Here is a 26985-nt window from a genome sequence, read left to right on the forward strand (position 1 = left end):
TGGGAATTATCATGACGGTGCAGCAGTCAAAAAGACGGCCATTAAGCCGCTATCTCAAAGATTTCAAACACACCCAGACACATTGTGCACATTGCAGTAAGCTGCTCGACCGCATCACGCTCACGCGCAGCGGGGTGATTATCAATAAAGCCACCATTGCTCAACTTGATACGCTTATTGATGAAGCCACTTGGCTTATCGAGCAGAAAGAGTGGATGGCGCTGTGTCGTTTTTGCGGTGATTTACACTGCAAAGAACAAAACAACTACTTCGATATTATTGGCTTCAAACAGTATCTGTTTGAGCAAACCGAAATGAGCCATGGCACGATCCGTGAGTATGTGGTTCGTCTGCGTCGCTTGGGTAACCATCTGAGTGAACATAAAGTCCCGCTTCCCGGCTCGCTGCAAGGCCTGCTGGACGAGACGCTGGACGCCTGGCTGCCCCGCACCAGCACCAATAATTACCGCATTGCGTTACGCAAATACTGGCAATTCCAGGTGCAGGGACATGCGATCCCGAGCCAGGAAATTAGCGCAACCTCCGATATATACTAAATTTGCATAAGTTGTAGCGGACTGGTTTTGATATATCCCGAAGCCGCCCGCTACACTACAAAAAACGTAAATAATCGGGGTAAACATGAAATTAAAAATGATCGGGCGTCAGGCGCTGATGGGCGTCCTGGCCGTTGCTCTGGTGGCCGGCGCAAGCATGAAAACCTTCGCGGCAGAAAATCTTCTGAATAAAGTCAAAGAGCGTGGCACGCTGCTGGTGGGGCTGGAAGGGACTTATCCGCCGTTCAGCTTCCAGGGCGATGACGGCAAGCTGACCGGCTTTGAAGTCGAATTTGCCGAGCAACTGGCTCAGCACCTGGGGGTTAAAGCCGCGCTGAAGCCGACCAAATGGGATGGCATGCTGGCGTCTTTAGATTCTAAACGCATTGACGTGGTGATTAATCAGGTCACCATTTCCGAAGAACGTAAGAAAAAATACGACTTCTCCACCCCTTACACCATCTCCGGTATTCAGGCACTGGTGAAGAAGGGCAACGAAGGTGGGATTAAAACCGCCGCCGACCTGAAGGGCAAAAAAGTTGGCGTTGGCCTTGGGACTAACTACGAGCAGTGGCTGCGTGAAAACGTACCGGGCGTAGATATCCGTACCTATGATGATGACCCGACCAAATATCAGGATCTGCGCGTGGGCCGTATTGACGCGATTCTGGTCGACCGTCTCGCTGCGCTGGATCTGGTTAAGAAAACCAACAATACGCTGGCGGTAGCGGGCGATGCGTTCTCCCGTCAGGAAGCTGGCGTTGCCGTGCGTAAAGGCAATGAAGATCTGCTGAAAGCCATCGACGCGGCTATTGCTGAGATGCAGAAAGACGGATCTCTGGCTAAGCTGTCCGATAAATGGTTCGGTGCGGACGTTACTAAGTAACGCGGTATCACAGTGAAAAGGTGCTGATTTCAGCACCTTTTTTTATTGACACCAGAGAATGAAGTCGTCTCTCTGGTGCATAATAAAACTGGATATTGATATCGGCTCAGGAGGCCCTATGTCACTGCATCACCTAACGCGTTTTCCTCGTCTGGAATTTATTGGCGCACCGACGCCGCTGGAATATTTGCCGCGCTTTTCGGACTATCTTGGCCGTGAAATTTATATTAAACGTGATGACGTGACGCCGATGGCGATGGGCGGCAACAAGCTGCGCAAGCTTGAATTTTTGGCGGCGGATGCGCTGCGGGAAGGGGCCGATACGCTGGTCACTGCAGGCGCTATCCAGTCTAACCACGTTCGCCAGACGGCGGCGGTGGCCGCAAAGCTTGGGCTACATTGCGTTGCGCTGCTTGAAAACCCTATCGGGACAAAAGCCGAAAACTACCTGACCAACGGCAACCGCCTGCTGGTCGATCTTTTCAATGTCGAAGTTGAAATGTGCGAGGCGCTGAACGCCCCGGATAAGCAGTTGGAGGCGGTTGCTACGCGTCTGGAAGCGCAGGGATTCCGGCCTTATGTTATTCCGGTCGGCGGTTCTAATGCGTTAGGTGCGCTGGGGTATGTTGAAAGTGCGCTGGAAATTGCCCAGCAGTGTGAGAACGCCGTGAACCTGTCATCCGTGGTGGTTGCCTCCGGCAGCGCGGGGACGCATGCTGGTCTGGCGGTCGGCCTTGAGCAGTTGATGCCGGACGTGGAGCTGATTGGCGTCACTGTGTCCAGAACCGTGGCGCAGCAAAAACCCAAAGTTGTCGCCCTGCAGCAGGCCGTGGCGAAGTCGCTTGAGGTTAGCGCGACCAGCGAAGTTATTCTGTGGGATGACTATTTCGCACCAGGCTACGGCACGCCGAATGAAGAGGGGATGGAAGCGGTGAAGCTGCTGGCCAGACTTGAAGGCATCCTGCTTGACCCGGTCTACACCGGCAAAGCGATGGCCGGGCTTATTGACGGCGTGGCGCAAAAAAGATTTAAGGATCAGGGGCCCATTGCCTTTATTCATACCGGCGGAGCGCCGGCGCTGTTTGCCTACCATCCGCATCTGTAAGACGCGGGTCTGGTCTTAATCATCAGGAATCACCATGCAAGAAAGTTTGCAACTGGTGCTGGATTCAGCACCTTATCTGCTTAAAGGGGCGGTTTTCACGCTCCAGCTGAGTATCGGCGGGATGTTTTTTGGCCTGATCCTCGGGTTTATGCTGGCGCTGATGCGTCTGTCGGCGTTTTGGCCTTTTTCGCTGCTGTCGCGTTTTTATGTTTCCATTTTTCGCGGGACGCCGCTAATCGCCCAGCTGTTTATGATTTATTACGGGCTGCCGCAGTTTGGCATTGAGCTGGATCCTATCCCGTCGGCGATGATTGGCCTGTCGTTAAACACGGCGGCTTACGCCTCTGAAACGCTGCGGGCAGCCATTGCCTCTATTGATAAAGGCCAGTGGGAAGCGGCGGCCAGTATCGGGATGACTCGCTGGCAAACGCTGCGCCGCGCGATTCTGCCGCAGTCGGCCCGCGTGGCGCTGCCTCCGCTGGGAAACAGCTTTATCAGCCTGGTGAAGGACACCTCGCTGGCGGCCACTATTCAGGTGCCGGAGCTGTTCCGCCAGGCGCAGCTTATCACCTCCCGCACGCTGGAAGTGTTCACTATGTATCTCGCCGCATCCCTGGTCTACTGGGTGATGGCGACGGTGCTCTCCACGCTGCAAAACTATTTTGAAAACCAGCTTAATCGCCAGGACAGGGAGCCGAAATGAGCGCCATTGACGTTAAAAAACTGGTGAAAAAATTCCACGGGCAGACGGTGCTGCACGGCATAGATCTGGATGTTAAACCCGGCGAAGTGGTGGCGATCATCGGCCCAAGCGGCTCAGGAAAAACCACGCTATTGCGCAGTATTAATCTGCTGGAAGAGCCGGACAGCGGCACGATTCAGGTGGGGAATATCACGATTGATGCCGGACAGTCTCTGGCAAAGCAGAAAGAGAAAATTCGTGCGCTGCGCCAGCAGGTGGGGTTTGTGTTCCAGAGCTTCAATCTTTTTCCACACCGCACGGTGCTGGAAAATATTATCGAAGGCCCGGTCATCGTTAAGGGCGAGCCGAAAGCCGAAGCCATTGCCCGGGCGCGCGAGCTGCTGGAGAAGGTGGGCTTAAGCGGAAAAGAGAACAGCTACCCACGTCGCCTGTCAGGCGGGCAGCAGCAGCGGGTGGCGATTGCCCGGGCGTTAGCCATGCGGCCAGAAGTTATTTTGTTCGATGAACCGACTTCGGCGCTGGATCCTGAGCTGGTGGGTGAAGTGCTGAATACTATTCGCCAGCTGGCGAATGAAAAACGCACCATGGTCATTGTGACCCACGAAATGAGCTTCGCTCGCGATGTGGCCGACCGGGCGATATTCATGGATCAGGGCAAGATTGTAGAGCAGGGGCCGGCAAAAGCGCTTTTCGCCAGCCCACAGCAGCCGCGCACGCGGCAATTTCTGGAGAAGTTTTTGACCCAGTAACCGCGAGGTAGGTCTGGTTTCACCCCCAGGCGGCTTTCGCGGAGCCGAGTGCCGCCGGTGGTGTGCCCCAGATAACCGGCGTGCCTGCCAGTCTCAGCGGGAAGTTCAACCGGTTTCCTAGCCCAAAGGCAGACCACTCCATCATCGGCTGGTAATCATGCGGGCCGATAACGGCAAGCGCTGATTGACCTCCTGCCGGGCAAGACATTAATAAAGCGGCCGTTCGGGCGAGCGACAGGCGTGCGCTGTAGCCCAGGCGCTGTTCATGCCGGACTTTGAGACCTTTTAGCAATGCAGCGGCAAGCAGGTAACCCGTGGCGTGATCCAGTGCCTGAACGGGGAGCGGGTGTGGCCGCCCGGTATTTTTCCAGTGCATGCCCGCTTCGGCGATACCGCTGGACATCTGGACCAGGCTGTCGAAACCACGGCGGTTACGCCACGGCCCGTGCCATCCCCAGGCGTTGAGCGACACGTCTATCAGACCGGGAGAGAGCTGCTGTCGGGTTTCGGCATCAAAGCCCAGGGCTTCCAGAGCATCCGCCCGGTAGCCATGCACCAGCACATCGGCGTCGGCGAGCAGGGCCTTGAACTGCTCTCTGCCCTCGGCAGATCTGAGGTCGAGCCTCGCGCATTTTTTCCCGAGAGTAACTTCCTCAACCAGCGTCGGCTCTTCCCATTCAGGGGGATCAAGGCGCAGCACCTGCGCCCCAAGCCCGGCCAGAAGTCGGGTGGCAACCGGGCCAGCAATAATACGGGTGAGATCCAGCACGCGGAGGCCTGCCAGTGGGCGGGCTGGTGGCAATGCTAATGCAGGGCGAGGGGCTTCGGCGTGGAGTTGCTGCCAGAACAATGGCTCTGCCGCAACGGTTTTCCCGTGCGGATGCTTCAGCCATTCGTCGTGGCTTAACATCGCTGCCGCGCATCCGCCTGCGGCAACGATCGCCGCTTCAAGCTCAGTTTTTCCCCACGCGGTAACTCGCTGGGCGAGCGCTGATTTATCCTTGCTCACACCCAGGATGCTTTCCATTGCCCGGCGGTGATGCGGCGCGTTGGTATGCAGGCGGATCCAGCCGTCCCGAGTGGCATAATCGCCGGCAAACTCATCCCACAGTGCGGCGGGAGCGCGGTTCACGGGGAAATGGCTGCTTGAAAACCAGTATGAGGCAAGCCGCTGGTCTATATAAAGCGGCGCATCCGGGCGAGCAAGAAGCGCTCTCAGGGCACAACCCGCCGTCGCCAGGCTGGCGGTGGCTAATTCGGTCACAGGAAAACGGGAACTGAGCTCACCTTTACCCGTCACGGCCACTGACGGCTGAGCGATTTCCAGCCCCAGATCCCGGACCATTGATCCGAAGAGGAGGGAAAACGAAGATTTAACCATACAGAGCTCCAGTAAATTTTTCCTGACATATGTAAAAACCGAAGAATTGTGGCGGAAAAACCATAAATCACATTAATTAGTTTAATAAATGTGTTAGCTTATTACATTCTATTAATGAAATACTTTTTAGCGCCAGGAGAGACGCCAGATATAATGCTGGAACGTAACTTTTTTAGCTGGCGACGGGAAGCGCTCGAACTTTTCCTGTCAATTACTCAAGCCAGCGAATTACAAACTTTAGTTCAACAACAAACTCAGCGCCTCGAGTTTGATTATTTTTCGCTGTGTGTTCGGCACCCGGTGCCTTTTACGCGGCCTAAATTATCATTGCAGAGTTCTTATCCGCAAAAATGGCTGGAGTGGTATGTTACTGAAAACTATTTTGCCATTGACCCGGTATTGAAACAGTCTAATTTCATGCGGGGTGAAATAATCTGGAGCGATGCCCTGTTTGCTGAATCTCGTGAGCTTTGGGATGCCGCGCGCGATCACGGTCTGGCGACCGGGCGCACACATTGCGTGATGGCCCCTAATCGTACTGCGGGTTTTCTCTCTGTTTCACGCTCTGGCGTTCGCAAGGAACTTGTGTCGGAAGATGAACTTGGGCTGCGGCTGAGTTACCTGGCCGAGCTGAGTATGGCGACGTTAAATCGGCTGGACGATCCGTCGGTCGGGATGATTGACATGAAGCTCAGCAAGCGCGAAAGAGAGATTCTTCAGTGGACCGGCGAAGGGAAAACGTCGGCAGAAATTGCGATTATCCTATCCATTTCTGAGAACACGGTGAACTTCCATCAGAAGAATATGCAGAAGAAATTCAACGCGCCAAACAAGACGCAGATAGCCTGCTATGCGGCGGCGATGGGGATTATCTGAACCTGGAGGGCAAGTGTTGCGTCAGGTGCTGACGGCTGGCGAACCCGGATTCTGCCAGCCGCCCCGGCTTATTGACGGTAAGCCTGTTTAATTTGCTTAACGGTATTGCTGAATACTTCAGCCTGAGTTGGGTCTTCCAGTTGAGCGATCTGCTTTTCCATTTTCAGGATAACGCGGCCCGCATCGGCCTGGCCCATAGCCTGCAGCATCAGGGTTAACAGCGTCTTCAGACAGGTGACTTCTTGTGCCAGTTCACGGGTGTTTTCGGCGGTGGAAAAATCTGGAGTGCTCATTTACTTTCCTCAATGCTTAGTTTGTACGCTGCCATTATGCACAGTGATATTCATAAGGCGGCGGAGTATACCATAACATTCATCAGAATTATTCATGTTCGATGAATGAGAATGCGTCTGAATGTTTATGGTAATAAACAACCCTTGCTCAGGGTTATTCCCGCAGGAAGAGATGAGAATTAAAAAAATTGTTTCGCTCTCGTTTAACTAACGTTAAATAAAGAGAGAGAAGAAAGATTTTATTCTTGATGATGGTCGCATTTTGATAATTAGCTGTTTTTTAATCAGAGAATAATCGCCTGAACACGGTGTTTAGAATGTTGAAGTGTGCCGCAGAAAAAGGTCTGAAAGTAAAGATATATCCTTCTTAAGTGTTAACAGAATGTGCTGACCGCAATTTGGATTTTAATGTTGCTGGAAAAACGTTAATATATGGCAAATTAGCTATCAGCAGCGTTATCCCTTTCTGGAGAATAGCCCTTTGATCAACGTTCTTCTTGTTGATGACCACGAACTGGTGCGCGCAGGGATACGACGCATTCTGGAAGAGATTAAAGGCATCAAAGTCTCGGGTGAAGTGAACTGCGGTGAGGATGCCATCAAATGGTGCCGCAGTAATCCGGTCGATGTCGTATTAATGGATATGAATATGCCGGGGATCGGTGGCCTGGAAGCCACCCGCAAAATTGCCCGCTACTCTTCAGATATCAAAGTTATCATGTTGACTATCCACACTGAGAACCCGCTGCCTGCCAAAGTCATGCAGGCCGGTGCGGCAGGGTATTTAAGTAAAGGCGCAGCGCCTCAGGACGTGGTAAATGCTATTCGTTCCGTTAATGCGGGCCAGCGTTACATCGCCTCCGACATTGCCCAACAGATGGCCTTAAGCCAGATAGCACCCGAGGCAGAATCCCCCTTTGCCAGTTTGTCTGAGCGTGAATTACAGATTATGCTGATGATCACCAAAGGCCAGAAGGTCAATGAGATCTCTGAGCAGCTTAATCTCAGCCCTAAAACGGTGAACAGTTACCGCTACCGCATGTTTAGTAAACTGAATATCAGCGGGGACGTGGAGCTGACGCACCTGGCGATTCGCCACGGGTTATTCAATGCGGAGACGTTAATCAGCAGTGAGTGAACCTTTTGATTCCCGGGCTTTTCTCAAGACGGTAACCAGCCAGCCCGGCGTCTACCGCATGTACGATGCCGGCGGCACGGTTATCTATGTCGGCAAAGCTAAAGACCTGAAGAAACGCCTCTCCAGCTACTTCCGCACGAATCTTGCCAGCCGTAAAACTGAGGCGCTGGTGGCGTTGATCCAGCACATTGATGTCACGGTGACCCACACGGAAACCGAGGCTTTGCTGCTGGAGCATAACTACATCAAGCTCTATCAGCCGCGCTACAACGTGCTGCTGCGAGACGATAAATCCTATCCCTTTATCTTCCTGAGCGCCGACAGCCATCCGCGGCTGGCGATGCACCGCGGCGCGAAGCACGCGAAGGGAGAATACTTTGGCCCGTTTCCTAACGGCTATGCGGTGCGGGAAACGCTGGCGCTGCTGCAAAAAGTCTTTCCGGTTCGCCAGTGTGAAAACAGCGTGTACCGTAACCGCTCGCGGCCTTGCCTTCAGTATCAAATCGGCCGCTGTCTTGGCCCCTGTGTTTCAGGTCTGGTCACAGAAGAAGACTATGCCCGGCAGGTGGACTATGTTCGCCTGTTTTTAGCCGGGAAGGACGATCAGGTGCTGACGCAGCTTATTTCCCGCATGGAAGCGGCGAGCAAAAATCTTGAATTTGAAGAGGCCGCGAGGATCCGCGATCAAATTCAGGCGGTCCGGCGGATTACCGAGAAGCAGTTTGTCTCCAACACCGGCGACGATCTCGACGTTATTGGCGTCTCCTTTGATGCGGGCATGGCCTGCGTACACGTCTTGTTCATTCGTCAGGGCAAAGTATTGGGCAGCCGCAGCTACTTCCCGAAAGTCCCGGCAGGCACCGAACTTAGCGAAGTGGTGGAGACGTTTGTCGGGCAGTTCTATCTCCAGGGCAGCCAGATGCGCACGCTGCCGTCTGAAATCCTGCTCGACTTCGCGCTGGCGGACAAATCTCTGCTGGCGGATTCGTTGAGCGAGCTGGCCGGGCGTAAAGTGAATGTGCAGACTAAACCTCGCGGCGATCGGGCGCGTTACCTGAAGCTTGCCCGCACCAACGCAGCAACGGCGCTGGTGACAAAACTTTCTCAGCAGTCCACCATCCAGCAACGCCTGAAAGCACTGGCCGAAGTGCTAAAACTTCCTGAAGTGAAGCGGATGGAGTGTTTTGATATCAGCCATACGATGGGGGAGCAAACCGTCGCTTCCTGCGTGGTGTTCGACAGTAACGGCCCGCTTCGGGCGGAATACCGCCGCTACAATATTACCGGTATTACGCCGGGGGACGACTACGCCGCCATGAATCAGGTGCTGCGCCGCCGCTACGGTAAAGCAATAGAAGAAAGCAAAATCCCGGATGTGATCCTGATTGACGGCGGGAAGGGGCAGTTGGGGCAGGCGAAGGCGGTGTTTGCCGAGCTGGACGTGCCCTGGGATAAACACCATCCTTTATTGTTGGGCGTGGCCAAAGGCAGCGACCGCAAAGCCGGGCTGGAAACATTATTCTTTGAGCCGGAAGGTGAGGGGTTCTCTTTACCGCCGGATTCTCCAGCGCTGCATGTGATCCAGCACATTCGCGATGATTCACACGATCATGCGATCTCCGGCCACCGTAAAAAACGAGCGAAGGTGAAAAGCACCAGTTCGCTGGAGACGATTGAAGGCATCGGGCCAAAGCGCCGTCAGATGCTGCTGAAGTATATGGGCGGATTGCAACCGTTAATCAACGCCTCCATCGAGGAGATCGCAAAAGTGCCGGGCATCTCGCAGGCATTGGCAGAAAAGATCTACTACTCGTTGAAACATTAAGGGCTCTGTAGCAACATAGAGACAATTTCCACTTATGACAGATAGTTAACTGGCACTATGCGATTCAATATCCCAACACTGCTCACGCTGTTTCGTGTCATCCTTATCCCGTTCTTTGTGCTGGCGTTTTATCTGCCGTTCAACTGGGCACCTTTCCTTTGCGCTTTCATTTTTTGGCTGGCGGCCATAACCGATTGGTTTGACGGTTTTCTCGCGCGTCGCTGGAACCAAAGCACCCGCTTCGGCGCGTTTCTCGATCCCGTTGCCGATAAGGTGATGGTGGTGGTGGCGCTGGTGCTGGTGGTCGAGCATTATCACGCCTGGTGGGTGACGTTGCCTGCGGCCACGATGATCGCCCGAGAGATTATTATTTCCGCGCTGCGTGAATGGATGGCGGAAATTGGTAAGCGCAGCCGTGTGGCGGTTTCCTGGATCGGTAAAACCAAAACAATGGCGCAAATGTTGGCGCTGATTGGCATGCTTTGGCGGCCAAACATGTGGATTGAGTACACCGGTATCGCGCTTTTCTTCGTTGCGGCGGTGCTAACGTTCTGGTCAATGTTCCAATATTTGGCCGCGGCACGTGGTGATTTGCTCGAACCGTGATCTATCCGGCGCAAAATTCAGCAAACGATTCGTGGTGTTAGAAAATTTCATTGACTCATTGCGTCAGGTAAGTAGAATGCAACGCATCGAAAGGCAGCGAGGTTTGCCGGAAGATAATAAAATCAAGTGATTAGCTTAATAGCCACCAACAATCACTTGTACAAAAAGCGGGAATAGCTCAGTTGGTAGAGCACGACCTTGCCAAGGTCGGGGTCGCGAGTTCGAGTCTCGTTTCCCGCTCCAAATTCAGGTAATAGAATTTCTGTTGCCGCCTGAAAAGGCAAAAGATTTTGGCGCGTTAGCAAAGCGGTTATGTAGCGGATTGCAAATCCGTCTAGTCCGGTTCGACTCCGGAACGCGCCTCCAATTTCTTCCCGAGCCCGGATGGTGAAATCGGTAGACACAAGGGATTTAAAATCCCTCGGCTTATGGCTGTGCGGGTTCAAGTCCCGCTCCGGGTACCATGGGAATAAAAAGAATAAAATCAATGATAAGCAGTGTCGTGTAAACCACCTTCGGGTGGTTTTTTATTGCCTGCGATTTGCCATTCTGAAAATTATCCTGCCTGTTCCGCTAAAAGCATGCCATGCTAAACCCTTCCCTGGCATTCCATCTGGTAACGATGAACATTTTCTCCCGACACCCATTTGATGTCGCTTTCCAGGGCCGCGCGCTCAAGGCTGACAGCATTTTCGCCAGTAAAGGCCACGTCCTGATGATCCACGGAGGTTCAAAAGACCGCGAGGCGAGCCTTCGCTACCGGTACTTAATGGCTGAGCTGGGCTTTGGCAGTACGGCTTTTGATTGCATCGGCCACGGGGAAACTGGCGGCGATCTCTTTCAATCTTCTTTAATCAGCCGCACAGACCAGGCCCTGGCGGTTGCCGAACATTTAGGCTCTCAGCTGACCGGCTGCATAGGTGTCAGCATGGGGGCGTACAACGCTTTGCAACTGAGCAGATCTGTATCTCTGCGTTCCCTTATCCTGATGGTGCCGGGCGTGTACCACCCTTCGGCTTACCGGGTAAACTTCGGGCCTGAATTTTCCGCCATTATCCGCCAGCCGCGAAGCTGGGCCGAAAGTGACGCCTGGCAGGCCGTGACTGAGTTTGGCGGTAATGTTCTGGTCATCGCCGCGGCTGAAGACCGGGTGATCCCGGCGGAGATCCCGCAACGGCTTTATGATTCGGCGTCGGGGCAGGGCAAACATGCTTTGCTGACAGTGCCGGGTGCCGACCACAACAGCGTCTGGCAGGCGCTGCAGCACAACCCCTCGCTCTACGACAAAACCTGTCAATTGTTGGTGGAGTGCCTGACGAAAGCGGAATGAAAATGACTCGTCGCGCGTAGAACGGGTACACTACGCCAAATTTTATTCAAAACGCGAGACGAGGAAGCCAAAAATGACCCAGGGCCCGCTTAACGAAGACGAAATTATCTGGTTGGATGACATTCTGCTGAAGTACGGCACCGCGCATTCGGTGATTGATGTAGCCGAGCTGGATGGGCTGCTCACGGCGCTGCTGTCAGGGCCAACTGTGACCGAACCTGCTACCGTGCTGCGGGCGGTATGGGGCGGCGATGTCGAGCCTGAATGGGAAAGCAAAGAAGAGCTGACGCGCTTTAGCGTACTGGTGTTCCAGCATATGAACGACATTGCCGAACGCCTGGCGGAGTATCCGGGGCAGTTTGAGCCTCTGTTTGGTACCAGCGAAGTGGATAACCGCGAAATCACCATCGTGGAAGAGTGGTGCTACGGCTACATGCGCGGTGTGTCACTGGAAAGCTGGCCTGCGCTGCCGGCAGAACTTCAGCCAGAGCTGGAGGCGATTGCCCTGCATGGGCTGGAAGAGAATGAAGCGAAGTTTGAAAGCCTGACGCCGGAAGCATTTCTGGCGAGCATTGAGGCGATTAAACCTGCGGCACTGGCGTTATACGGGTACTGGCACAGCCAGCGAAACGGCGGGGCGCTGCACTAAAATGAAAATAGCAGGCCGCAATGGCCTGCTACTTAACGGCAATTAACCCTGAGCGTCCAGCGTGGCCAGCTCTTTATCGACAAAGTAAAGGCCTTCGCCGCTTTTGCCCACCAGGCTGAGTTTATCCAGCACGGATTTAAACAGTTTTTCTTCTTCATGCTGCTCGGCAACATACCACTGCAGGAAATTAAAGGTTGGATAATCCTGCGAGGTCATTGCAGAATGGACCAGAGCATTAATCTGACGCGTAATTAACTGCTCGTGCTCGTAGGTCGCTTTAAATAATTCGTCCAGTGAAGCGTATTCTAAATACGGGGACTGAATGGCGTTAATACGCGGCATGCTCCCGGTATCACTTAAATATGCAAACAGACGCTGCATGTGCTCCATCTCTTCCTGAGCGTGGCGGCGCAGGAACGCGGCAGCCCCTTCGAAGCTGTGATAGCTGCACCAGGCGCTCATCTGCTGGTAAAGCAGGGAGGAGTAGAGTTCAAGGTTCATCTGCTCGTTCAGTTTTTCAATCATTTCCGTCTTCAGCATCACAGGCTCCATATTTTTTTGAGGGGCGTTAATATGGCGCTACTTTAATTATTAATTTTCCATAATGCAAAGAAATTGTTAATTATATTAGTGTAATGAGAATGGTTGTTACTATTATTTTATTTGTGAAGAAATGAATTAATAATGAGAATTAATCTTGTTCCGCTTCGCTATTTTATTGCCAAATAACGTGTCATGAATTAGTCATATTTAGCCGCGCAAAATGGTAACCCTGCTAAGAGTAAGTCAATGTTGTCATTGGAAAATCTTATGGCTAAATATTCTTATGTCCGCCATTTACCTGACGCGGGAGCTGTGGCTAAATACGTTTCTTTCAAAATTAGACTGCACATGAACATTCTTCATTTTCTTCTCGCACTTTTTGTCATCATGGGACTGGCGTGGCTGGTGAGCTTCGATCGTAAAACCATCCGCATTCGCTATTTGTTACAACTTGTCGTCATTGAAGGCCTGCTGGCGTTCTTCTTCCTGCACTCCGACAGCGGCTTGTGGGTGATTAACGGCGTGTCCGGTTTCTTTGGCCACCTTCTGACCTTCGCCGGGCAGGGCAGCGACTTCGTCTTTGGCGGCATGAGCAAAGCGGGCCTGGCCTTTATCTTCCTCGGCGTACTGTGCCCGATAATCTTTATTTCGGCACTGATCGGGATCCTGCAGCACTTTCGTATTCTGCCGATCATTATTCGCATCGTCGGCACATTACTTTCTAAAGTGAACGGGCTGGGCAAGCTGGAATCATTCAACGCCGTGAGCTCGTTGATTCTGGGGCAGTCCGAAAACTTCATCGCCTACAAAGGCGTGCTGGGCGACCTTAGCTCTCGCCGCCTGTTCACCATGGCCGCAACGGCGATGTCCACGGTTTCGCTGTCCATCGTCGGGGCCTACATGACGATGCTGGAGCCGAAGTATGTGGTTGCGGCGCTGATCCTGAATATGTTCAGCACGTTCATTATCCTGTCGATCATTAACCCGACCCGCCCGGGCGCTGAGCCAGAAATCAAGCTTGAGAAGCTGCACGAATCCCAAAGCTTCTTTGAAATGCTGGGGGAATACATCCTCGCAGGTTTCAAAGTGGCGATGATTATTCTGGCGATGCTGATTGGTTTTATCGCGCTTATCAGCGCCATTAATGCGCTGTTCGCGACAGTCTTCGGTCTGAGCTTCCAGCAAATTCTGGGCTACGTTTTCTATCCGTTTGCCTGGCTGGTGGGTATTCCTCAGGCGGATGCGCTGAAAGCGGCCGGCATTATGGCGACCAAGCTGGTGGCGAACGAATTTGTGGCGATGATTGAGTTGCAGAAGATCATGGCGACGCTGTCGCCGCGCGGGCTGGGGATCCTGTCGGTCTTCCTGGTATCGTTCGCTAACTTTGCTTCCATCGGGATTGTGGCCGGGGCTATTAAAGGGCTGAACGAAAAGCAGGGGAACGTGGTTTCTCGCTTTGGCCTGCGCCTGGTGTACGGCGCGACGCTGGTAAGCCTGCTGTCCGCAGCGTTTGCCGGGCTGGTTCTGTAAAAATAAAAACGGCGGGTTTCCCCGCCGTTTCTTTAACGCAAAATCATCAGAACGCGGCGCAGACCGGCTGGTCAACGCGCATCACGGATTCCTGCGCAAAGCGAGTTTTATAGATAGAGCGCAGTTCGTCTACCTTTTTGCTGCTCTCCGCATCGCTGCCGCGAATCAGCATGATCGCTTTGCTCGGTTCGTGGGTCACTTCACCCTTAGCATTCAGCCACTGGCCTTTGGCGTCATATTCGGTCAGCCCTTCGCGGAAGCGCGGGGTCACGTCTTTATCCACGAAGCTACGCCATTCATTGGCGGTAATTTCCGCGCCGGATGGGCGGCTGATACCGAAATAGAGCGTGGTTTGCGTCATCTGATCGCCTGCCTGGCACTGCTTAGCCGGGGCGGTTACTACTGATGTGGTTTTCGCTGGCGCGACGCAGCCTGCCAGAGCCAGAGCTAATACCCCGGCAAGTGTTGCTTTATAAAATACCATTATCCACCTGTCTTGCTGTCATCATCATTATTAAAATTAAATGCGGAATGATTCCGCCGCGATATAAAATTACAATTCCGCACTTTTCGCAAGTCGCCGAGCATCAATAGGGCAATAATAATCCCGCAGATGCCGCTGCCGGGTAGCACCCACTGCGCCGGGAAGTATCCGGCAATCGTTCCCGTGACCAGCGGGACGACTAACGTAATGCCGAGCTGCAGTCGCCAGGTTGCCGCCATAGCGGCGCCAACCTGCGGGCCAGGGAAACTGTCCATCACGTTGAGCGTGGCGACCAGATAGAACCAGTTACTGAACAAATGAGCGATAACGATCAGCGGCACCGCCAGCCACAAAGTGCCTGAGTAACCCACGGCGAAATAACACAAAGTAAAAAGCAGCAGCGCCAGCATTAGCGGGAAGCTTTTACCCGCCCGGTTGCGCACCTGTTTTTCGCTTAGCAGGAGCGGGGCCAGAAGTTGCCCCACGCTGCGGGCAAACAGCAGCGCCAGGCCGTTGCTTGTATCATCACCCGGCAACGTTGGGGCCAGAGCCGGGAGCAAAGCCATTACCGGGGCGCCGACAAGGGCAAGACATGGGAGCAACAGCAGGCTGCGCTTTTGCACAGGGGTAACGTTCCGCCAGCTAAATACTTCGCTTTCGCCGGGGGCGTTGGTTTCTTCTCCCGCCACAACAAAAGCCGCCGAGGCACGCCAGAGTAGCCCTATGGCAAAAATGAAACTGAGCGCATCCAGCAGCAGCATCAGCCAGAGGCTGACGTGGCCATATAATAATGTCCCAAGCCCCACGCCGAAGATAACGTTGGCGGCAAACACCAGCGTTTCAATGCCTGCGGCGGCGGGCATCAGCGCTTTAGATAAGCCTTGCTTGAAGAGCTGGCTGAGCACCGGCACCGTGAGGCCTGTGCTCAAAGCGGCGGCGGCCTGGCTTAACAACAGTATCGCCGGCTGGTCACTCAGCAGCGCAAGGCCCGGCAGAATCAGACCCGTAAGGCCTAAAACTTCACCGAGAAGCAGGACGGAAAACGCCGGCCAGCGCTTTAATAACCACACGCCAGCAAAGCTGGCAGGTAAACCGGGCGCAAGGGCGAGGACGTAAGCAAGAGAAAGCCAGGCGGGCGTAGCGTGGCTGTTTAATAGCTGACTGAAGACCAGAACGTAGGTCAGGCCATTACCCACGGAAGAACACAGCAGCGCCAGCCCGAGCAGCGTGAACCAGCGGTGCTGGCGCAGGGCGCGTAGCAATAAAAGAAGCATGTTAAGTTCCTGATGAAAAAATAGAGTCAAGCCGCCGTGGGAAAACGGCAGCGCGAGATATTTATCGTCAGGAACGGGCTACATTGGCGTCAGGCTTCTCTTTGTGCAGATGTCTCTAAAAATAGAGGAGTATTCACAGATTACCAGTTGCTGGTGACGCCCGCATACTGTGGGCCGGTCACGCCGCGGCACTGGTATTCCAGCACCACCTGGGTGTTCAGGCAAAGGGTGCCACTGTAAGTGGTACAGGTCTTGATATCGCTCCCGTAAGGGAGTGCGCTGGCATAGCCCCATTGCTGGCACTGACGCGATGCCGTGGACTGGGCGAGGAATTTATCCACTTTGGCCGTTTGCAGCGGCGGCAGGCTATAGGCGAGGCGAACAACACCGGCAGGCTCATTGGCATTGAGCGGAACAGGCGTTTTGCTTACGGTGCATCCGCCCAGTAACAGGGCGGTAACGGCCAGATAAATGCGCTTCATCGTTGATTCATACCTCATACTTAACCGCCTTCATGGTAGCACGCGTGGCGGGCAGAAAAGCCTGTTCGATTAGGCGGGCCGTAAATTCCATAAATTTCGAATTTTAAATAACCCTTAATTCAAATTACGAAATAAAAACTTTTTACCTAACGTAAATTCCCCACAAAATACGCGGCGATTTTTTGATCAAAAACGCGTCAAGTTTTGCTGAACCGTGCCGACAATAGCGCTACGGCGCGATTTAATTTCACTTATGCAGGTATACGAGGGAATAAATCAGGACGCGCGTCGCTAAAGCCGCACAGGAAGTGCATTTTATTTTTTACCGGGGAACCAAAAAATGAACATTGTTCGCAATATTAAAATTCGCGCGATGGTGGTGCTGATACAAATCTTTTCCACGCTGGCATGGATCTGCGTGGCGGGCGCGACGCTATGGCTATTACATAACCTCAAGCAACAGCTTGCGCTGAGCCCGAATCAGCTCACGTGGATTAACACGGCCCAACGGATGCTGATTATCTCCATTGCTATCAGCATTGCGATCGTCATTTTTACAGAACGCTACCTGTGGTTTTGCCTGGTAAAGCCGGTTAATACGATCCGCCACCACATGCACGTCCTGGCGCAGGGAGAACTGGCTGCCACGCTGCCGGATTTGGGGCGCAACTGTATTGGCCTGATGGTGCCGCCGATTCAAAAAATGCAGGAAAACTGGCAAAGGGCAGTGAGCCGCATCCGGGACAGCGCCGAGGCTATTCGCACCAACGCCACCGAAGTGTCCGGGGTTAACACCGACCTGTCATCCCGCTCGGAGCAACAGGCCGCCGCGCTGGAGCAGACCAGCGCCAGCATGGCGCAGCTGAACAGCACGGTGAAGCTGAACGCCGACAATGCAAATCACGCCAGCCACCTCGCACAGAATGCCACCAACACTGCGGTAAACGGCGGGGATTCGGTGAAGCAGGTAGTGAAGACCATGGACGTGATTGCCAGCAGCGCGAACAAAATTGTCGATATCACCACGGTGATTAACAGCATTGCGTTCCAGACCAACATTCTGGCGCTAAATGCCGCGGTGGAGGCGGCAAGGGCGGGAGAGCAGGGCAAAGGCTTTGCGGTCGTCGCCAGCGAGGTACGTAATCTGGCCAGCAGAAGCGCCGGGGCCGCAAAAGAGATTGAAACCCTGCTCAACGATTCGGTTAGTAATATTCACACCGGCTCGCAGCAGGTGCGTAAAGCGGGGGAGGCAATGGATGAGATCCTCCGCGCCGTGAAGCAGGTGAATGACATCATGGGGGAGATTGCCAGCGCGTCCCTCGAGCAAAGTCAGGGCATCGGGCAGGTCGGGATCGCCGTTCGGGAAATGGACAGCGTGACGCAGCAGAACGTGAATCTGGTCCAGAAGTCGGTGCTCTCTTCCGTTGAACTGGAGAAACAGGCGCACCACCTGCATGACGCGGTGGCAATGTTCCGGCTTAACGCAGTCTGAGAACCACGCATGTGACAAAGCAGCCTCCGGGCTGCTTTTTTTACGTCTTAACCAGGCGCGGAAACAAAAATATGTGACGCAGATGGGGGAAATAATATTCCCCGCAGGCATTGGTGTCAGGCACCGTGCGGATAGTTAAAAATCGGCTAAGCTTATGCTTTTTAGGCACATTTACAAGCGATCGCGAGTGTCGCACTATGCGGGCTCTTATTGAGCAAGGAGTTTCTGAAGCAATGCGTAAACCTCTGGTATTGTCGGCGCTGGTCGCCGCGCTGGCCCTGGCCTTAAGCGGCTGTGATGACGCTAAAAAAGAGACCGCGGCGGCCCCCGCCCCGGCAAAAGAAGCGCAGCAGGGCGGCAGCCTGATAATCGGCATCACCTCCGGCGATCCGCTGGCCATGAACCCGCTGTACGCCAGCGATCGGACTACGTTAACCATCATGCAGGCGCTTTACTCGCCGCTGTACAGCTACAATGGCGACAAGATCGAATGGGGCCTGGCGGAAAGCCTGACGCCGTCAGCCGACAACCTCACCTGGACGCTGAAACTCAAGCCTGACCTGAAATGGCAGGATGGGCAGCCGATTACCTCCGATGACGTGGTGTTCACCTTTAATAAACTGCTGGATGAAAAGCAGCATAGCTTCTTCCGCAGCATGTTTGTTTATGGCAACCAGCCCCTGAGCGTGAGCAAAGTGGATCCGCTCACGGTTAAATTTACGCTGCCTCAGGTCAGCGCCGCCTTTGCCGGTACGCTGGTGCAAATCTTCCCGATCCCACAGCATATCTTCGGCAGCGAAGCGGGCGATCTGGAAAAGAGCACCCGCAATGATGCGCCCGTCGGCTCCGGTCCGTTCAAGTTTAAAGAGTACCGGGCAGGCCAGTATTACGCCCTGACGCGGTTTGATGATTACTGGAACGGTAAACCCAAACTCGACTCGGTCACCTACCGCTTCGCGAAGGATGCCAACTCTGCCAACCTCGCGCTGCAGAACGGTGAGATCAATCTCAAGATGGTCGATCCGCAGGATGTTTCGCGCCTGAAAGCCACCGGCAAGTTTGATTTTGTTATTTACCCGGAAGGCCGCCTGGCCTACATGACTTTCAACCAGAACGTTGACAGCATGAAGAGCAAAGATCTTCGTCAGGCCATTGCCTACGCGCTGAATAAAGATGACCTTGTGCAAACGGCGTTCACCTCTCTCGATTACGCTAAACCTGCGGCCTCTATTCTGACCCCTGATACCCTCTACCAGACCAGCGATGTGGAACCGTACAAGTTCGATCTCGATAAAGCCAAAGCGTTGTTCAAAGCGTCCGGGCAGCCGGAGGGCCTGAAGCTGCGCCTGGCCTACATCAACAGCAATAAAACTCAGGAAAGCATGGGGCTGTACATTCAGCAGCAGCTGAAGGCGATAGGCATCAACGTTGAACTGCTGCCGCTGGATGCGAACGCGATGTCCCAGCGCAGTCAGGACATGAAAAACACGGCCTATGAACTAAGCCTGGGCGGTTACATCATGGGCGCTGAGCCGGACGGCTATAAGTCGCTGTATATGAGCAACGAAGCCTATAACTACGCGCACTATAAAAACCCGGCGTTTGATGCGCTGTGGGAGCAGGGCGCAACGGAAACGGATACGGCGAAGCGCGCGGCTATCTACAAGCAGATCCAGCAAACCGTCGCCAGCGATATGGCCTGGTACCCGATTGCCTACACCAACGCGGTTGTGGCGGTGGACAAACGTTTTGGCGGCACGAAAGAAGCCGAGCCTAAGCCCGTGTATATGTTCCAGGATCTGTCGAAAATTTATCAACAATAACAATGAGTTAAACTCCGCCCGGCCGGTTTGTGTTGGCCGGGCGGAGGAAGGCGAAACTATGAATAACCTTCTTTTCCGGCGCTTACTGCAGCTGCTCCCGATGCTGCTTTTTATCTCGTTGGTCTCTTTTTTACTGGTGAAGCTGGCCCCCGGCGATCCTGTGCAGGCGTATATTACCCCGCGCATGAGCCCGGAGGATATCGAACGCATCCGCCAGAGCATGGGGCTGGATAAGCCGCTGCCGGTGCAGTACCTGCTGTGGCTGAAAAATCTGCTGCAGGGCGATCTCGGCTACTCCCTGATTTACCACCGCCCGGTGCTGACGATGATCGGCGAGCGTATCCCGGCCACTCTTGGCCTGATGGGCGCGTCCTTGTTGTTAGCTATCCTGCTGGCGATCCCGCTGGGGCTGCTGGCAGGGGCGTACAAACACCGCTGGCTTGACCATGTTCTGAACCTGTTCGCTTACGTCGGGATCTCGGTGCCGATCTTCTGGTTTGGCATTCTGTTGATTACCGTGTTTTCGGTGCAGTTGAACTGGCTGCCGAGCATGGGGATGCGAACCATTGGCGCGGAGGACTCCTGGCTCGATGTGATTCGTCACGGCATTCTGCCCTGCATCGCGCTGACGTTTTACAACCTCTCCAGCTATGTGCGCTACATCCGGTCGAACACCATTAGTCAGCTGTCAGCCGACTATGTGCAAACCCAGCTGGCCTATGGGGCAACCCGGCGAACTATTCTGTTCCGTCATGTGCTGAAGAACGTGCTGCTACCGGTGATCACGCTGTTTGGCCTCTCTTTTGGCGAGCTGGTGGTGGGCGCCTACGTGACGGAAAGCGTCTTTTCCTGGCCGGGGATGGGGCTGCTGGGGATCCAGGCCATCACCTCCCTCGATTACCCGCTGATCATGGCCATTATTCTGCTCTCAGCGTTGATGCTAATTGTGGGGAATCTGCTGGCCGATCTTCTGTATCGCGTGGCGGATCCGCGCATTAAGGCGCTGAGGTAACCATGAGCAGAAGATGGAATCAGGTTAAACAGGGCCTAAAACGCAGCCGTCCCGCGCAGCTTTCTCTGGCGGTACTGGTGATTTTTGCGCTGGCGTCATTATCGGCCTTTTTAAGTCCGTGGGACCCTAATCAAATGTCGCTTCAGGGAAGGATGCTGCCGCCGGATGTCAGTCACTGGTTTGGCACGGATGAATATGGACGGGACTACTTCACCCGCGCGCTTTATGGCGGGCAAATTTCCCTGATGGTCGGGTTTTTAGCCATGCTGTTTTCCACGCTGATTGGCACGCTGGTGGGGACCGTCAGCGGTTACTTTGGCGGGAAAATTGATAACCTGCTGATGAGGCTGGTGGACATTTTAATGGCGATCCCGGCTTTTTTCCTGCTACTGGTGCTCAATGCTTACCTGAAGCCCGGCATCGCTAACATCATTCTGATTATCAGCGCGCTGACCTGGATGAATATGTCGCGACTGGTGCGGGCAGAAACGTTGACGCTGAAAGAGCGGGAATACGTGATTTATGCCCGGGCCTCCGGGGAGCATCCGTTGAGGATTATCGCCCGGCACATTATTCCGAATATTTTGCCGACGATTATTGTGGCGGCCACTTTGAATATCGCCTCGGCGATTTTAATGGAGTCAACATTGAGTTTTCTTGGTCTCGGCGTGCAGCAGCCGGATGCCTCCTGGGGCAGCATGCTGAATAACGCTCAGTCCTACATCGGCGAAGCCTCCTGGCTTGCCATGTTCCCGGGGGTGCTGATCCTGCTGACGGTACTGAGTTTTAACGTGCTCGGCGATGTGTTCCGTACCGCTTTTGAGCCGGGGGCAAATCGCGATGCGTAATTTGCTGGAAATTGAAAACCTGAAAACCTCTTTCTTTACCCGCGAGGGTGAAGTGCAGGCGGTACGCGGCGTCACCTTCAGCGTGCAGCCGGGGGAAGTGGTGGGTATTGTGGGCGAGTCCGGCTGCGGCAAAAGCGTTACCTGTAAATCGGTGATCAATTTGCTGGGCAGCCATGGCAGGGTGGTGGGAGGCCATATCCGTTTTCAGGGAGAAGACCTGGCGCGTAAAACGGCGGAGCAAATGCGCCACCTGCGCGGTAGCGAAATCGCGATGATTTTCCAGGATCCGATGACGGCGTTAAATCCGGTGCTGACCATCGGGCGACAAATGAGCGAGATCCTTATTCGCCACCAGAGTTTGAGTAAGAAGGCGGCGAAAGAGAAGGCCATAGCGATGCTAGGGCAGGTGGGCATCAGCCAGCCGGAAAAACGCTATGACCAGTATCCACACGAGTTTAGCGGCGGAATGCGCCAGCGGGTGATGATCGCGATCGCGCTGTCGTGCCATCCGTCATTGCTGATTGCCGACGAGCCGACGACCGCGCTGGACGTGACCATTCAGGCGCAAATTCTGCGCCTGCTGAAACACCTTCAGCAGCAAACGGACACCGCTATCTTACTGATCACTCACGACCTGGGTGTGGTGGCGCAAGTCTGTTCCCGAGTGGTGGTGATGTACGGCGGGCTGGTGATGGAGCAGGGCAGCGTTGAGGCGATCTTTTATCGGCCTGCTCATCCCTATACGCGTGGTTTGCTGGCCTCGTTGCCTCGCCCTGACGGCAGCGAAGCGCGCTTGTCGCCGATTGAGGGTAGCCCGCCGGGTCTGCTCAATCCGCCGCCCGGCTGTCCTTTCGCCGCTCGTTGCCCGCAGCGCATGGCCATTTGCGACACGGCAGCCCCCAAACACACGCTCGCCGACGGCCATGAAGTCAACTGCTGGCTGTGGAAAAAAGAGGCCGCTCATGCCTGACATCACTCCTTTGATTCGCGTGCGTAATCTGCACAAACATTTCACCGCTAATCGGGGCTGGTTCGGGCCGGGGACCACGGTAAAAGCTGTGGATGGCGTGAGCTTCGATATTTTTCCGGGGGAAACTTATGGCCTGGTGGGGGAGTCCGGCTGCGGGAAGTCGACGCTCGGGCGAAGCTTATTGCGGCTGTTCGAGGTGACCGACGGCGAAATTGAGTTCGACGGGCAAAATATTGCGGCGCTTAACGAGCGTCAGCTAAAGCCTATCCGCCGTCGGATGCAGGCCGTTTTCCAGGATCCCTATTCGTCGCTAAACCCCGGCATGACGGTGGCACAGCTGATCGCTGAGCCAATGCGTATTCACGGTTATGATGTGGCACGGCGCAAAGCCCGCACTCTGGAGCTGCTCGGGCAGGTGGGATTAAATCAGGAGCATCTGGACCGCTTTCCCCATGAGTTCAGCGGGGGCCAGCGGCAGCGAATCAGCATTGCCCGGGCGCTGGCGGTGAATCCCGAATTTATTCTTTGCGATGAGCCGCTGTCGGCCCTCGATGTCTCTGTGCAGGCACAGGTGGTGAATATTTTGCAGGATCTGCAGCAGACATTTGGGCTGACGTATTTGTTTATCGCCCACGATTTGTCTATGGTTCGCCACATTTCTGACCGCATCGGGGTAATGTATCTTGGTTCTCTGGTGGAGGAGGCGCCTGCGGAAACGCTGTATAACCAGCCCGCTCATCCCTACACTCGCGCGCTGCTTGCGTCTATTCCCATTGCCGATCCGCATGTTCAGATGCTGGAACAGGGTGGGCTAAAAGGCGAAATCGCCGGTGATACGGGGGAAAGCGTTGGCTGCAAGTTTGCCAGCCGCTGCCCGCGAGCAATGGGCCAATGTCACCAGCAACCTCCCCGAATGCAGGAGATCTCGCCGGGTCACCGCGTGGCCTGCTGGCAGTTCGAAAAATGAGTCGGCGGGGGCATTTTGCTCCTGCTTCACCGCTCTTCCAGCGAATGGGCGGTTGCCTCGTGCAGAGGCGCGCAGGTAGACTGTCGCGCAAATAAAACAGGAGATTAAAATGGCCGAACAACTCTCTGCCGATCAGGAACTGGTTTCCGACGTCGTGGCGTGCCAGTTAGTGATTAAACAAATTCTCGACGTGATTGATGTGATTGCCCCCGTTGAAGTCCGCGACAAGATGGCGGAACAGCTGAAAACTATCGATTTTACTACCCATCCTGCGGCCGTTGATCCGGTCACGCGCCGGGCGATTCAAAAAGCCATCGCACTGATTGAGCTGAAATTTACGCAGCAAAAAGAAGCGCACTGACGTTTTTATCCGCTGCTAAAAAGCAAAAGCACCGCCCAGTTGCGGTGCTTTTTATCTGAGTCGGTGCTGCTCAGTGATAGTCTCGTTCGACAAAACTGAGTACGCGCCTGTCGGTCTGGCTCATGCACAGGCCTGCCTTGTTGGCACCCCGGACCTCTTCGAGAATCGTTTTCAGCCGCTCTCCCTCCCGATCCTGTTCTAAGCCTAGCGCCATTAAAAAACTCACGACTCTACCGGCATTGACGGCTTTAGCTTCTTCCTTAAGCGCGGTCAGCGTTTCATGCCGGAGATGGTAATCATCCAACGTTTGTTGAAAAAGCTCTTCCAGCGTCAGGCAGTGGCAGTCAGGCGGGGACATAGTGCCGACGCTGGGCATACCGCCGGACTGCTTCATAAAATTGAAGACCCGCATCATGTGGGTCACATTGTTTTGTGCCTGGCTACGCAAAAAATTCGCACTCCCCGTCAGGCTGTGTTTGGCGCACCAGGCGCTCAGGTGCAGACACAGATGGGAGGCATAGAATTCACGATTAATTTGCGCATTAAGTTTCTGGATCATGCTGGCAGTGGGCATATAAATATCCTTATTTCATGAGCACTTTTATTAAGAGATGAAATAAACATACGCCGCTATCACGGACGAGAAAAGTCCTAATTCTGGCTATTTTTATTTTTTTTGATTTTCTTTAAGATAAAGGGATTATGAAGTTATCCATGTTTTGATTTTTCGTAACGTACTGTATTTGATATAAAATATATTTATCGGTTTTTACTTTTTATCCCTGTTTTGCTTTATATCAGAAATGAGGTTTGTTCAGTCCGTGAATTGTTTTTAATGTGTATCACTTTTGCGTTTTGGGTTGGTTTTAATGTTGTCTGTTTGATTGTGTTGAGGTCATGTTTGCGGTTTCTGTCTCCTGGATGGGAATTTTTCCATCTGGGTTTAAAACAAAATTTGCGCTCGCAGAGTTCGAGAGGCGTTCTGCGAATCAGGCCACTGTTGTGCAAGAAAAATACTTCAGTATAAAAAACAATCAAATCCAGGAGGGGAAAGGCCGCAGGATCCGCTGATACGGCTAATGAATTGATTTTTTTACCTGACGCAGCCAAATGTGGCGCTGTTGGCAATAATGTACGGTCAACAGTCGTCTGCATCCTTCCTTAGAGGTATCTCCAGCCAGAAACCACGCAGCCACAGGCTCGGCGCAATCCAAAAATCCTGCCGGGTGCATGAACGTCTTCCTTGTTAATTAAGGCGGTAGCTAAAATGCAGGATAAAAAGTTAATTTTTCAGAAAATGGCGTGATTAGTCGCTATGGAATAATCAAAACGGTGGTTGAGTTGAGGCCGAAAAAGCGGAGCTGGCTCCGCTTTCTGCCGGGGGAGGCGATTAAAGCGGGACCAGCAGTACATCCACCTGGCTTGACGCCACCACGGCCTTGGCTGAGCACATAACCTTGCCAAAGAAACTCTGATTGTGATTACCGCAAAGCACCAAATCAACGTCCTGCTTTTCACAGATATCCAGTATGTGCTCGCTTAGTTCCCCTGTGGAAATAATTACCTTTTCAACAGGATATTGCGCTTTCTCTTTCAGCTCAGCGAGAAAAAGATGGGTTTCTTCCAGCATCAGATCGCGGAGGTTTTCCAGCATTGGGGCGGCAAGCTGGTTATACAGTTCGGGATCGGACGCGAGCGTGACCAGCGTAATTTTGCCGTTGACGGGTTTGACGATGGAGACGGCCTTTTGCACCAGACGATGGCTTTCAGGCGTGATAGCAACGGCAACCAGCACATGACGATAGCTCATATAACCCCTCCACATTTAGTGTTAATTGTTAACATTTTCTTACACCAGTTGTGACTCAGGCGCAACGCGTGCAGCGGTACGAAATGTGAAGCCACTCATAGAAATTGTTTAGTTATTCTTATGAAACGAATTTGCAACATTGTTTCGTAGACGAAATGTAAAAATTTTCCATCAGACGAACGGATTAATTTGAGAACCTGGATCGAGTGATAACTTTCGGTAACTGACGCTTTTGAAATCATAACGCTCGGTTAAAATGCCGCTATAATTTCACTTAAGTCTATGAATAACAGCAGATTACTCTTAACGGCTTTCATAAAGTGTGATCGCTCAGGCATTCCTGGCCGCCAGTATCAGATAAAAAGCAATGACAACTCATGGAGTTGTGATCTTTCAGTGTCACTATTCGTCTGCCGGCTTCGGTAAAATTCTTAATCAGATGAAAAAGTAAGCAAATGAAAAGCGATTCTGATGCTTTTCACTCCGAAGGATGATGTATTTATGTGATCTACGTCACATAAATTCCAAAATCGCAGGTGGCCGCATTGTATGTGCCAGGGGCTGCGAGTAGAGTTTGCCCGAATTAGGAAAAATCTTAGTTTTTTGTAATAAAATGATGAACGACAACAGGCGTTCGGGCCCTGTCAGGGAAACGGCTTCTACGTGGGATGCGGAGGGGCTTAGTCAGGGCTGAAGATTTATCCGTGCATTTTGGCCGTAACGATTGTTTTAATTTAACCGGGGCAACCCGGCGACATCGCGGGGTGCGGTAACAACCCCCTAATAGTTCAGAAAACAGTAATGGCGCGACAGATGCGCTTCGGCTTCTTACAACCGTAAGTTTCTGGAGAATTTACTCGCGCTGACACGTTACTGTCATCCGACATATTTAGGCTGGGCCGCATACAATAATAGTTGGTTATTCGGGATGGAAAAAATGCATACTTCCGAGTTGCTAAAACATATTTACGACATCAATTTGTCGTACTTATTGCTTGCACAGCGTCTTATTAGTCAGGACAAAGCTTCGGCTATGTTTCGCTTAGGTATCGCTGAAGATATGGCAAATACGTTAGGGGAACTCACGTTGCCCCAGATGGTGAAATTGGCAGAAACTAACCAATTAGTTTGTCAGTTCCGTTTTAGCGAAAGTCAGGCAATTACTCGCTTAACACAAGACTCCCGTGTGGATGATTTACAGCAAATTCATACCGGTATTTTGTTATCGACCCGTTTATTGAGTGAGGTGTCGTCGCCTGCCGAGGCACCTAAGAAAAAAAGGGCATAACAA

29 protein-coding genes and 3 tRNA genes are annotated in these 26985 nt (G+C 53.3%); 23 read left to right on the forward strand and 9 right to left on the reverse strand.

Features of this window, described 5'->3' with window-relative positions; genetic code table 11:
- Positions 1 to 11 precede the first annotated feature (11 nt).
- From fliZ to tcyN, 5 genes are all read left to right on the forward strand, one after another.
- Positions 12 to 557, forward strand: a complete 546-nt coding sequence (gene fliZ / locus ACR6JA_RS04120) for a flagella biosynthesis regulatory protein FliZ (protein ID WP_008453818.1) — start codon at positions 12 to 14, stop codon at positions 555 to 557.
- Positions 558 to 642: 85 nt separating this feature from the next.
- Complete coding sequence (tcyJ, locus tag ACR6JA_RS04125; RefSeq protein WP_213716412.1) at positions 643 to 1443, forward strand: cystine ABC transporter substrate-binding protein; 801 nt, start codon at positions 643 to 645, stop codon at positions 1441 to 1443.
- Between the two features lie 118 nt (positions 1444 to 1561).
- Entirely contained in the window at positions 1562 to 2548 is a 987-nt protein-coding gene (dcyD, locus tag ACR6JA_RS04130; RefSeq protein WP_213716410.1) for a D-cysteine desulfhydrase, read from the forward strand.
- A gap of 34 nt (positions 2549 to 2582) precedes the next feature.
- Entirely contained in the window at positions 2583 to 3251 is a 669-nt protein-coding gene (gene tcyL / locus ACR6JA_RS04135; RefSeq protein ID WP_008453825.1) for a cystine ABC transporter permease, read from the forward strand.
- Positions 3248 to 4000: an L-cystine ABC transporter ATP-binding protein TcyN gene (tcyN, locus tag ACR6JA_RS04140; protein ID WP_213716408.1), complete on the forward strand. Its 753-nt coding sequence runs from the start codon at positions 3248 to 3250 to the stop codon at positions 3998 to 4000. The genes tcyL and tcyN overlap by 4 nt, the downstream gene beginning before the upstream one ends.
- 19 nt (positions 4001 to 4019) lie before the next feature.
- Here tcyN and ACR6JA_RS04145 read toward each other — a convergent pair whose 3' ends face one another.
- Positions 4020 to 5381 (reverse strand): CoA transferase, encoded by a 1362-nt coding sequence (locus ACR6JA_RS04145; protein ID WP_494492936.1) that lies wholly within the window; start codon positions 5379 to 5381, stop codon positions 4020 to 4022.
- Between the two features lie 153 nt (positions 5382 to 5534).
- Here ACR6JA_RS04145 and sdiA point away from each other — a divergent pair, with 153 nt between their 5' ends.
- Positions 5535 to 6257 carry a quorum-sensing transcriptional regulator SdiA gene (gene sdiA, locus ACR6JA_RS04150; RefSeq protein ID WP_213717058.1) on the forward strand — a complete coding sequence of 241 codons (723 nt, stop codon included), beginning with the start codon at positions 5535 to 5537 and terminating at the stop codon, positions 6255 to 6257.
- Between the two features lie 68 nt (positions 6258 to 6325).
- Here the strand turns inward: sdiA and ACR6JA_RS04155 are convergent, their stop codons facing one another.
- Complete coding sequence (locus ACR6JA_RS04155; protein ID WP_008453834.1) at positions 6326 to 6550, reverse strand: DUF2594 family protein; 225 nt, start codon at positions 6548 to 6550, stop codon at positions 6326 to 6328.
- A 481-nt stretch (positions 6551 to 7031) separates the two neighbouring features.
- Between ACR6JA_RS04155 and uvrY the strand changes: the two genes are divergently transcribed.
- The 8 genes from uvrY to ACR6JA_RS04195 all read left to right on the forward strand — a co-directional run bounded on the left by uvrY (position 7032) and on the right by ACR6JA_RS04195 (position 12098).
- Positions 7032 to 7688: a UvrY/SirA/GacA family response regulator transcription factor gene (gene uvrY / locus ACR6JA_RS04160; RefSeq protein WP_008453836.1), complete on the forward strand. Its 657-nt coding sequence runs from the start codon at positions 7032 to 7034 to the stop codon at positions 7686 to 7688.
- Positions 7681 to 9513, forward strand: coding sequence for an excinuclease ABC subunit UvrC (gene uvrC / locus ACR6JA_RS04165; RefSeq protein ID WP_008453838.1), 1833 nt, complete (start codon positions 7681 to 7683; stop codon positions 9511 to 9513). The genes uvrY and uvrC overlap by 8 nt, the downstream gene beginning before the upstream one ends.
- A gap of 57 nt (positions 9514 to 9570) precedes the next feature.
- Positions 9571 to 10119, forward strand: a complete 549-nt coding sequence (gene pgsA, locus ACR6JA_RS04170; RefSeq protein WP_008453839.1) for a CDP-diacylglycerol--glycerol-3-phosphate 3-phosphatidyltransferase — start codon at positions 9571 to 9573, stop codon at positions 10117 to 10119.
- 167 nt (positions 10120 to 10286) lie between these two features.
- Positions 10287 to 10362: transfer RNA gene (locus tag ACR6JA_RS04175), tRNA-Gly, on the forward strand.
- Between the two features lie 49 nt (positions 10363 to 10411).
- A tRNA-Cys gene (locus ACR6JA_RS04180) sits at positions 10412 to 10485 on the forward strand.
- A gap of 12 nt (positions 10486 to 10497) precedes the next feature.
- A tRNA-Leu gene (locus tag ACR6JA_RS04185) sits at positions 10498 to 10583 on the forward strand.
- A 122-nt stretch (positions 10584 to 10705) separates the two neighbouring features.
- Positions 10706 to 11449 carry an alpha/beta hydrolase gene (locus tag ACR6JA_RS04190; RefSeq protein ID WP_494492937.1) on the forward strand — a complete coding sequence of 248 codons (744 nt, stop codon included), beginning with the start codon at positions 10706 to 10708 and terminating at the stop codon, positions 11447 to 11449.
- 73 nt (positions 11450 to 11522) lie between these two features.
- Positions 11523 to 12098 carry a UPF0149 family protein gene (locus ACR6JA_RS04195; RefSeq protein WP_008453841.1) on the forward strand — a complete coding sequence of 192 codons (576 nt, stop codon included), beginning with the start codon at positions 11523 to 11525 and terminating at the stop codon, positions 12096 to 12098.
- 42 nt (positions 12099 to 12140) lie between these two features.
- Here the strand turns inward: ACR6JA_RS04195 and ftnA are convergent, their stop codons facing one another.
- The gene (ftnA, locus tag ACR6JA_RS04200; protein WP_494492938.1) at positions 12141 to 12638 is read right to left on the reverse strand and encodes a non-heme ferritin; all 498 of its coding nucleotides are present in this window, start codon (positions 12636 to 12638) and stop codon (positions 12141 to 12143) included.
- A gap of 351 nt (positions 12639 to 12989) precedes the next feature.
- Here ftnA and ACR6JA_RS04205 point away from each other — a divergent pair, with 351 nt between their 5' ends.
- Positions 12990 to 14171: a NupC/NupG family nucleoside CNT transporter gene (locus ACR6JA_RS04205; protein ID WP_039296928.1), complete on the forward strand. Its 1182-nt coding sequence runs from the start codon at positions 12990 to 12992 to the stop codon at positions 14169 to 14171.
- Between the two features lie 46 nt (positions 14172 to 14217).
- Here ACR6JA_RS04205 and ACR6JA_RS04210 read toward each other — a convergent pair whose 3' ends face one another.
- From ACR6JA_RS04210 to yecR, 3 genes are all read right to left on the reverse strand, one after another.
- Positions 14218 to 14655: a DUF3574 domain-containing protein gene (locus ACR6JA_RS04210; RefSeq protein ID WP_213717053.1), complete on the reverse strand. Its 438-nt coding sequence runs from the start codon at positions 14653 to 14655 to the stop codon at positions 14218 to 14220.
- Complete coding sequence (locus ACR6JA_RS04215) at positions 14655 to 15929, reverse strand: MFS transporter (RefSeq protein WP_494492939.1); 1275 nt, start codon at positions 15927 to 15929, stop codon at positions 14655 to 14657. Before ACR6JA_RS04215 ends, ACR6JA_RS04210 begins: the two co-directional genes overlap by 1 nt.
- Before the next feature lie 140 nt (positions 15930 to 16069).
- The gene (gene yecR, locus ACR6JA_RS04220; RefSeq protein ID WP_349773477.1) at positions 16070 to 16429 is read right to left on the reverse strand and encodes a YecR family lipoprotein; all 360 of its coding nucleotides are present in this window, start codon (positions 16427 to 16429) and stop codon (positions 16070 to 16072) included.
- Between the two features lie 322 nt (positions 16430 to 16751).
- Between yecR and ACR6JA_RS04225 the strand changes: the two genes are divergently transcribed.
- From ACR6JA_RS04225 to ACR6JA_RS04255, 7 genes are all read left to right on the forward strand, one after another.
- Positions 16752 to 17903: a methyl-accepting chemotaxis protein gene (locus ACR6JA_RS04225; RefSeq protein ID WP_494492940.1), complete on the forward strand. Its 1152-nt coding sequence runs from the start codon at positions 16752 to 16754 to the stop codon at positions 17901 to 17903.
- Positions 17904 to 18136: 233 nt separating this feature from the next.
- Positions 18137 to 19726, forward strand: coding sequence for an ABC transporter substrate-binding protein (locus ACR6JA_RS04230; protein WP_494492942.1), 1590 nt, complete (start codon positions 18137 to 18139; stop codon positions 19724 to 19726).
- Positions 19727 to 19784: 58 nt separating this feature from the next.
- On the forward strand, positions 19785 to 20738 hold the full coding sequence (locus tag ACR6JA_RS04235; protein WP_008453857.1) for an ABC transporter permease: 954 nt from the start codon (positions 19785 to 19787) through the stop codon (positions 20736 to 20738).
- Between the two features lie 2 nt (positions 20739 to 20740).
- On the forward strand, positions 20741 to 21586 hold the full coding sequence (locus ACR6JA_RS04240; RefSeq protein WP_213717050.1) for an ABC transporter permease: 846 nt from the start codon (positions 20741 to 20743) through the stop codon (positions 21584 to 21586).
- Positions 21579 to 22556 (forward strand): ABC transporter ATP-binding protein, encoded by a 978-nt coding sequence (locus ACR6JA_RS04245; RefSeq protein ID WP_494492943.1) that lies wholly within the window; start codon positions 21579 to 21581, stop codon positions 22554 to 22556. The genes ACR6JA_RS04240 and ACR6JA_RS04245 overlap by 8 nt, the downstream gene beginning before the upstream one ends.
- Positions 22549 to 23523: an ABC transporter ATP-binding protein gene (locus ACR6JA_RS04250; protein ID WP_494492944.1), complete on the forward strand. Its 975-nt coding sequence runs from the start codon at positions 22549 to 22551 to the stop codon at positions 23521 to 23523. The genes ACR6JA_RS04245 and ACR6JA_RS04250 overlap by 8 nt, the downstream gene beginning before the upstream one ends.
- A 109-nt stretch (positions 23524 to 23632) precedes the next feature.
- Complete coding sequence (locus tag ACR6JA_RS04255) at positions 23633 to 23884, forward strand: DUF2766 family protein (RefSeq protein ID WP_008453864.1); 252 nt, start codon at positions 23633 to 23635, stop codon at positions 23882 to 23884.
- Between the two features lie 70 nt (positions 23885 to 23954).
- Here the strand turns inward: ACR6JA_RS04255 and ACR6JA_RS04260 are convergent, their stop codons facing one another.
- From ACR6JA_RS04260 to uspC, 3 genes are all read right to left on the reverse strand, one after another.
- Entirely contained in the window at positions 23955 to 24458 is a 504-nt protein-coding gene (locus ACR6JA_RS04260) for a non-heme ferritin-like protein (protein WP_494492945.1), read from the reverse strand.
- A 218-nt stretch (positions 24459 to 24676) separates the two neighbouring features.
- Positions 24677 to 25039, reverse strand: coding sequence for a hypothetical protein (locus tag ACR6JA_RS04265; RefSeq protein WP_213716593.1), 363 nt, complete (start codon positions 25037 to 25039; stop codon positions 24677 to 24679).
- 235 nt (positions 25040 to 25274) lie between these two features.
- Positions 25275 to 25694, reverse strand: a complete 420-nt coding sequence (uspC, locus tag ACR6JA_RS04270; protein ID WP_008453866.1) for a universal stress protein UspC — start codon at positions 25692 to 25694, stop codon at positions 25275 to 25277.
- A 937-nt stretch (positions 25695 to 26631) separates the two neighbouring features.
- Here uspC and flhD point away from each other — a divergent pair.
- Positions 26632 to 26982 (forward strand): flagellar transcriptional regulator FlhD, encoded by a 351-nt coding sequence (flhD, locus tag ACR6JA_RS04275; RefSeq protein ID WP_008453867.1) that lies wholly within the window; start codon positions 26632 to 26634, stop codon positions 26980 to 26982.
- Positions 26983 to 26985: the final 3 nt, after the last annotated feature.

It is taken from the genome of Cedecea sp. B1(4) (genome assembly GCF_059414925.1).